Consider the following 5,526-nt stretch of genomic DNA (forward strand, 5'->3'; position numbering starts at 1 on the left):
TCTGTAAGGATTTTTACATTGTAGAAGGAAAGCTCTGTTTTGCCGCTGCCCTGGGTGTGCCAAATAACTCCGCCACGGTGGTCCTGTTCCCTGCCAGCCGTGTCATCCAAATATTTCATAATGGCATGGGAAGCGAAAAATTGCTGATAGCGCATTAAGTGCTTGGCAATTTCCATAACGCCTTCCTTATTGACCTTCTCCACATATGTTATGCCATATTTCAAAAGCCACAATAAACGCTCTGGGGTAAACAATGAAGAAATGATGCGATGAGTAGGTGTCCCCGGCTGCATATTGGTCTGATACTCTGGCTGGTTTTTCAGCATGGCCATATTGGTATCCTGCAGAATAAACTCCTCTACCTTCGGATCCAGTTCTCCTATGCGGTCATATATGGAGGAATCTTCTTCACGAAAATGACTGAAAAATAGTCTTCCATGGCCATTGGTAGCATAAAAAGCCCCTGATATTGGTACACTCTCCGTATCATCATATTCCATGTTGTTAGAAAACATCATTATCTGAGTAATGTTGAGGAACTTTCTATACTTTGTATTTAAAGTCCTGTCATTCATCCGCTCGTATTCCGCCTGCATACCCTTTCGGTTGTTTGGGATTTTTACTTCACAAAATGCCAGGGGCAGGCCGTTAATGAAAAGGGTAATATCTGGGCGGAAACTTCCTTCCTTTGTTTCTTTGTCCACCAAACATTCCACTTCAGTGGCAACTTCAAAGGTGTTATTATTAATGTCATTATAGTCAATTAACATCATTGACTGCCCACGACATTCAACGCCTGTCTGGAGCTTTTTATAAAATTCACGGCCTAAATCATCCACGGCCAATGAATCTGACAAGGCCGAAACGATGCCTTTAATCTCGTCATCAGTTAATGGCTCCTCCAGTGCATTCACACGATCCAATGAATCACGGAGAATTTCTGTATTTATATTTGTTTCAAAATCCAAAACCGGGCGAATATCTCTCAAAGAACGATAAGTATATCCGAGGCGTGTAAAATACATCAATGCGGGAATTTTAACTCTAGAATCTTCACTGAAGTTCTTCCCCATGTGACTCATCCTCCTAATGCCGATTTGCATTACAGAATTCACTTTCATTTAATAAGTATTTTAACACTTAAAAAATATAACCTCAATTTATACTGTTAGAAATTATTCCCACCCTCTGCCCCCCTATTCACCACACTGCCTTATTCCAAAATTTCCTAAAAAATACCAAATCCCCTGGAAACAGCATTAATACCTTTTCCGGAGGATGTTTTTAACATCTCGTTTATTTGTGTAAACTAACAGTTACTTCATATATACCACCTTTCCGTATGTATTTATACAAGTAAGATTGTATTTTTTTGTTGTATATCGGTCTTTGCAATCTTGAACGATAATAGGGCAAAAATCTAACTACTGGTTAGATTTTTATGTTAAAAGTCTAACCAGTAGTTAGACTGCCTCCTGCAACCTTACAAGTAATTACATCGCCCCACAGAATAATCTCTCATTTTCCTGTATCCCCTATTCACCTCATCTCCAGATTTCAAAATTTCCCTAAAAATGCCAAATTCCCCGAAAGCAGCAGTGATGCTGTTTCCGGGAGATGAATTTTTATACCTTCCGATAAGGCGTCTTTATAGGTACTAATATGACAACCGGCAACACCCTCCAGGTTTTTACTAAATTATGTCATATATCCAGCCTTATCAGCCCTTATTCCATCAGGGGTAAATAAGAATGATACAATGTGGTTAAGTATGAAAAGGCTGCAAGTTTTTCTCACACAACGATTTTTACATTCTAAGGGAAAAAAACGGCCAAAAATCTAACTATCGGTTAGACTATTTTGCGAAAAACCTAACCGGTAGTTATACTCCATTTTGCAATGTTGCAGATACTATTTATCCACCCTTTTATTCACTTTTTTCCACTTATACTTATTTTCTCAGGCATAACTTATTATTTTATGACAGCAAATATGCTGTTTCCATTGCCGTGTCCTTATTCGCTGCAGCATTGCTGACCTGGGCAGAGACTGGTAAAAAGGAATCCATAGAAGAATTAAGTGAAATAATATCAAAAGTGTTAGAACAGCTTGCAAAGCTGTTTTCAACTTCAACAGAACATAGGTAAAAAGACTTTCTTCATAATATCCCGATACCAAATAATACAACTACTCTGACTTTTCAATATCATCCAGCAGCTCGGCCAATGTTATATCAGCAAAATCACTGAGCATATGCTCCTTTACCAAAGACAATCTGCTACCCAAAAGCCGATGAATATTTCTTCCAACTGGACACTGGGGATTTGGATTGTCCTGAATATGGAACAAATCCTCATCTTCCTCTACTGCCTGAAATACCTCTTTCAAAGTGATGTCTTTAGGCTCCTTTGTAAGCTTTGCTCCACCGACACCTGCCGCTACCTTTACTAAACCCGCGGCCTTCAGCTGCCCTAATGTATTGCGGATGATAACAGGATTAATATTGACACTGGATGCCAAAAATGTGGATGTTGTCTTGAATACTCCGTCAAATTTGGCAATACACAATAATATTTGTACCGCTACCGGCATACGAAATGAAAATTGCATAGTTGATCTCCTTATAACAAAAAAGTCTCATTGTAAATAATGGTATTACAATGAGACTTTCCTGTCAAACATGCGTTTTATTGTTCTACTGTTGCATCATCGCCTGTAAACTCCTCAAGGGAATTTTCCTTGACCTGAATGCATATGAAGCTGATACTTTCATTTTCTCCAGCAAAGAACTGACGGCGGGCTGCCGGGGAAATTCGTACCCAATCGCCAGCAGCCAACTCAACAGTATCACCATCAATCACAGCCTTGCCTTTTCCTGAGGTAATGAAATAGATTTCTTCATTCTTCTTGTGATAATGCACGAAAGGCACACTTGCACCGGCAGGAAGAGTGTTTAAGCTTACCTCTGCACCAGTCAGCTGCAGCTTATCATGCAGCTCAGTTCTTGCATCATTTTTTACGTTAATCTTGCTGTAATTTGCCATTTTGTTTTCCTCCAAAAATTAATTTAATCTTATTAATCATACATATAGGGCACTTACCTATAGAGTGCATCTGCTGTCATCTGCAGGTAATTATCACCCAAATAATTAGGGAATGCAGATTTCATGGCGGTAATAAAATCAGCCTTATCCTTATTTGCCAACGCCAGCTCCTTTACCTTTTCTAAATACGACAACTTGGTGGCTACTGCCTCCTGTCCCTCCGGTACATAGTGACTGGTTAGAATCAACTCATACCCCTTCTTCTGATATGCTTTCATATCAGCGATTTCACCATCAATATAGGCAATGTTTGGGAGAATATTATGAACATCAGAACCAAGCATATGGCGATAAACCGTATTGATAGCAGGAATTTCCAAGCTATAATCTTCATCCATGGTTGGCAGGATGCGGAAATCGATGCCAGCCACCGTCACTGTGTCACCAGTTTTCACTATGGTTGCTTGCTGTGGAAGATTAGTGTCAACTGCATCACCAAAGACCTGTACAAAATTATCCGTGAGGACTTTCACTCCACCATTGTCACCCCAGCTGGCCACAGCGGACTCAGTTGCATAAATAGGAGCATTACCATAGGCATTATAGCCATTGGAATGATATGAAAGGAATATTCCCTCCAAAGGCTTATTCAGGGACTTTATGTAGTCGTTTATCTCCTGCACATTAGCCTTGAAAGCTGATGATTCCAGCAATACAAGGCCATCCTTTGATTCCAATACATAACATTCATCGGCCAATACATCCTTGGTGTTGATGGCATGAAGTTTGATTCCACCATAGTTATAGATGGTTACCTCTCCAAGAGCAAGTTTTTGATGGCTTACTGTTGACTGCACAGTAGCTGCTATAGCCACACTTGGGGTATGTACCTGTGGCAAAGAAGCCAGAGGAGCTGCCAAAGCCATAGCCAAAGTACAAAGAGCGATTTTCTTAAAATTTTTCATTTGTAATTACCTCCATTGTCTTGTTGTAATCTCAAACCTTACAATGAGATAATAATACAGTTTGGTTGTAATGTCAACAGTTACATCAAATATTTTTTCATTTTTTCTTGAGGTGTGAATTATTAGTATATACGGAGCCAAAAATACAAAGCATAACTCCGATAAGGAAACCCACCCCAAATACCCAATTTACACGACCTGTTTTTCGGATAAAAATGACAAAACTAAAACAGACCGTGGAACCAGTAAAATCAATGGTTCCGCAGTCTGTATTTTTATACCTTCCGATAAGATAGTATTATTGGAAGTCATATACGAGTTGTTTTGAATAAAAGTCCCGTTTATTGAACATATGATGTGGATAATCTTAAACAGGAAAAACCTTTATTACTAAATTCTTGTAAATATATTCTTGGGATTCCACTATTATTCCACATCCACTCACAACTCCAATTACTTCTTGCCTCATGAGGCAAGCCAAATTTTTTTGTCATTTCATTAAATATCTTCTGCCTAACCTGCATTCCATCACTTTGCTTAGCTGTATATATGTCATAATTCCAAAGAACTAATATATCGTTTTTAAACTCAACATCTAACATTTCATGTGTGGTGTCCCCCTGGCAATACGGCCTAACCAACAGAATTCGCTTATACTCTTTTGTCGGGCCTTTTTCTATAGTAGACCTATCTTTATATATGCTTTTGCATGGATCATCATATGGTACATCCGAAACACCTATCCAGCCAGTTTCACTAAAATTGTCCATAAAATCTCTGACAGTCATTCCAGGAAACAAGGTATATAACTGCATGTCATTATTAGCCGCATATAGCACAGCATTATTAACGCTTTCAACTGTTGAACTAGCCATTACACAATTACCTAATGCAAAGTATAAAACCAATGCAAGGCATGATTTTATTATCTTTTTCATACATATTCCTCCATCATTTACTTTAACTTAGATAATACCTATTAATTTCTACTCCACCCGTTCAAATCTGTACTCCTGCTCAACGTCAGGATACTTCTCATGATCGACTTTGCTCATAAACATATCAAGTGGTCTGGCATAAATCCCGTTATTGCCATACATGGCCTGATACACTACCAGTTGTTCTTCAGTCTCGGTGTGCTGAGCAATGGCAATAATCTTATATAGTTTATTCTTGAAATGCCGCCAGATTTCATCCGGGCGAGGTAATTCTCTATTCATAATCCACCACTCTATTTTCTTACTATAAAGGTGCCACAATCTCTACAAACTGGAATTTGTATTTTCCCCCGCATAGATGCCGGCCGCCCTGAATAAGATTTCTTTACCGAAGGAAGTGTAGAATCAAAGATATTCTGCTATTTTCCTAAGCCACGCATTAAGGCACTGCGTTTTAAGCTGGAACAGCACATCCCGAAGTACTGTAAGCTCTATCCTGTTTACAGCCATGCAAAAGAAAGTAGCCTTGCTTCCATCGTCATAAGACTTCAACAGCTGATTTAATATTTTCTTCTTTTC

Annotated in this window: 6 protein-coding genes; all 6 read right to left on the reverse strand. The window is 38.9% G+C overall.

Annotation, left to right across the window (positions count from 1 at the left end; translation table 11 throughout):
• On the reverse strand, positions 1–1,073 hold a 1,073-nt coding region (locus K6C05_RS09510; RefSeq protein WP_296734084.1), incomplete at its 3' end, for a type I restriction endonuclease.
• 1,114 nt (positions 1,074–2,187) lie between these two features.
• A complete protein-coding gene (locus tag K6C05_RS09515) occupies positions 2,188–2,610 on the reverse strand; it encodes an Rrf2 family transcriptional regulator (RefSeq protein WP_296734085.1) in 423 nt (140 codons plus the stop codon).
• 77 nt (positions 2,611–2,687) lie between these two features.
• Positions 2,688–3,044, reverse strand: a complete 357-nt coding sequence (locus K6C05_RS09520; protein WP_296734088.1) for a cupin domain-containing protein — start codon at positions 3,042–3,044, stop codon at positions 2,688–2,690.
• Between the two features lie 53 nt (positions 3,045–3,097).
• Complete coding sequence (locus K6C05_RS09525; protein WP_296734089.1) at positions 3,098–4,009, reverse strand: hypothetical protein; 912 nt, start codon at positions 4,007–4,009, stop codon at positions 3,098–3,100.
• 341 nt (positions 4,010–4,350) lie between these two features.
• Positions 4,351–4,947 carry a hypothetical protein gene (locus K6C05_RS09530; protein ID WP_296734091.1) on the reverse strand — a complete coding sequence of 199 codons (597 nt, stop codon included), beginning with the start codon at positions 4,945–4,947 and terminating at the stop codon, positions 4,351–4,353.
• A 48-nt stretch (positions 4,948–4,995) separates the two neighbouring features.
• Positions 4,996–5,229, reverse strand: a complete 234-nt coding sequence (locus tag K6C05_RS09535) for a DUF1653 domain-containing protein (protein ID WP_296734093.1) — start codon at positions 5,227–5,229, stop codon at positions 4,996–4,998.
• Between the last annotated feature and the right edge of the window lie 297 nt (positions 5,230–5,526).

It is taken from the genome of Anaerovibrio sp., from assembly GCF_024697385.1.
Classification (GTDB): Bacteria; Bacillota; Negativicutes; order Selenomonadales; family Selenomonadaceae; genus Anaerovibrio.

Coding starts and splice junctions, on each gene's coding strand:
- K6C05_RS09535 (WP_296734093.1), bottom strand. CDS start 5,229: ATGAATAGAGAATTACCTCGCCCGGATGAAATCTGGCGGCATTTCAAG.
- K6C05_RS09515 (WP_296734085.1), bottom strand. CDS start 2,610: ATGCAATTTTCATTTCGTATGCCGGTAGCGGTACAAATATTATTGTGT.
- K6C05_RS09520 (WP_296734088.1), bottom strand. CDS start 3,044: ATGGCAAATTACAGCAAGATTAACGTAAAAAATGATGCAAGAACTGAG.
- K6C05_RS09525 (WP_296734089.1), bottom strand. CDS start 4,009: ATGAAAAATTTTAAGAAAATCGCTCTTTGTACTTTGGCTATGGCTTTG.
- K6C05_RS09530 (WP_296734091.1), bottom strand. CDS start 4,947: ATGAAAAAGATAATAAAATCATGCCTTGCATTGGTTTTATACTTTGCA.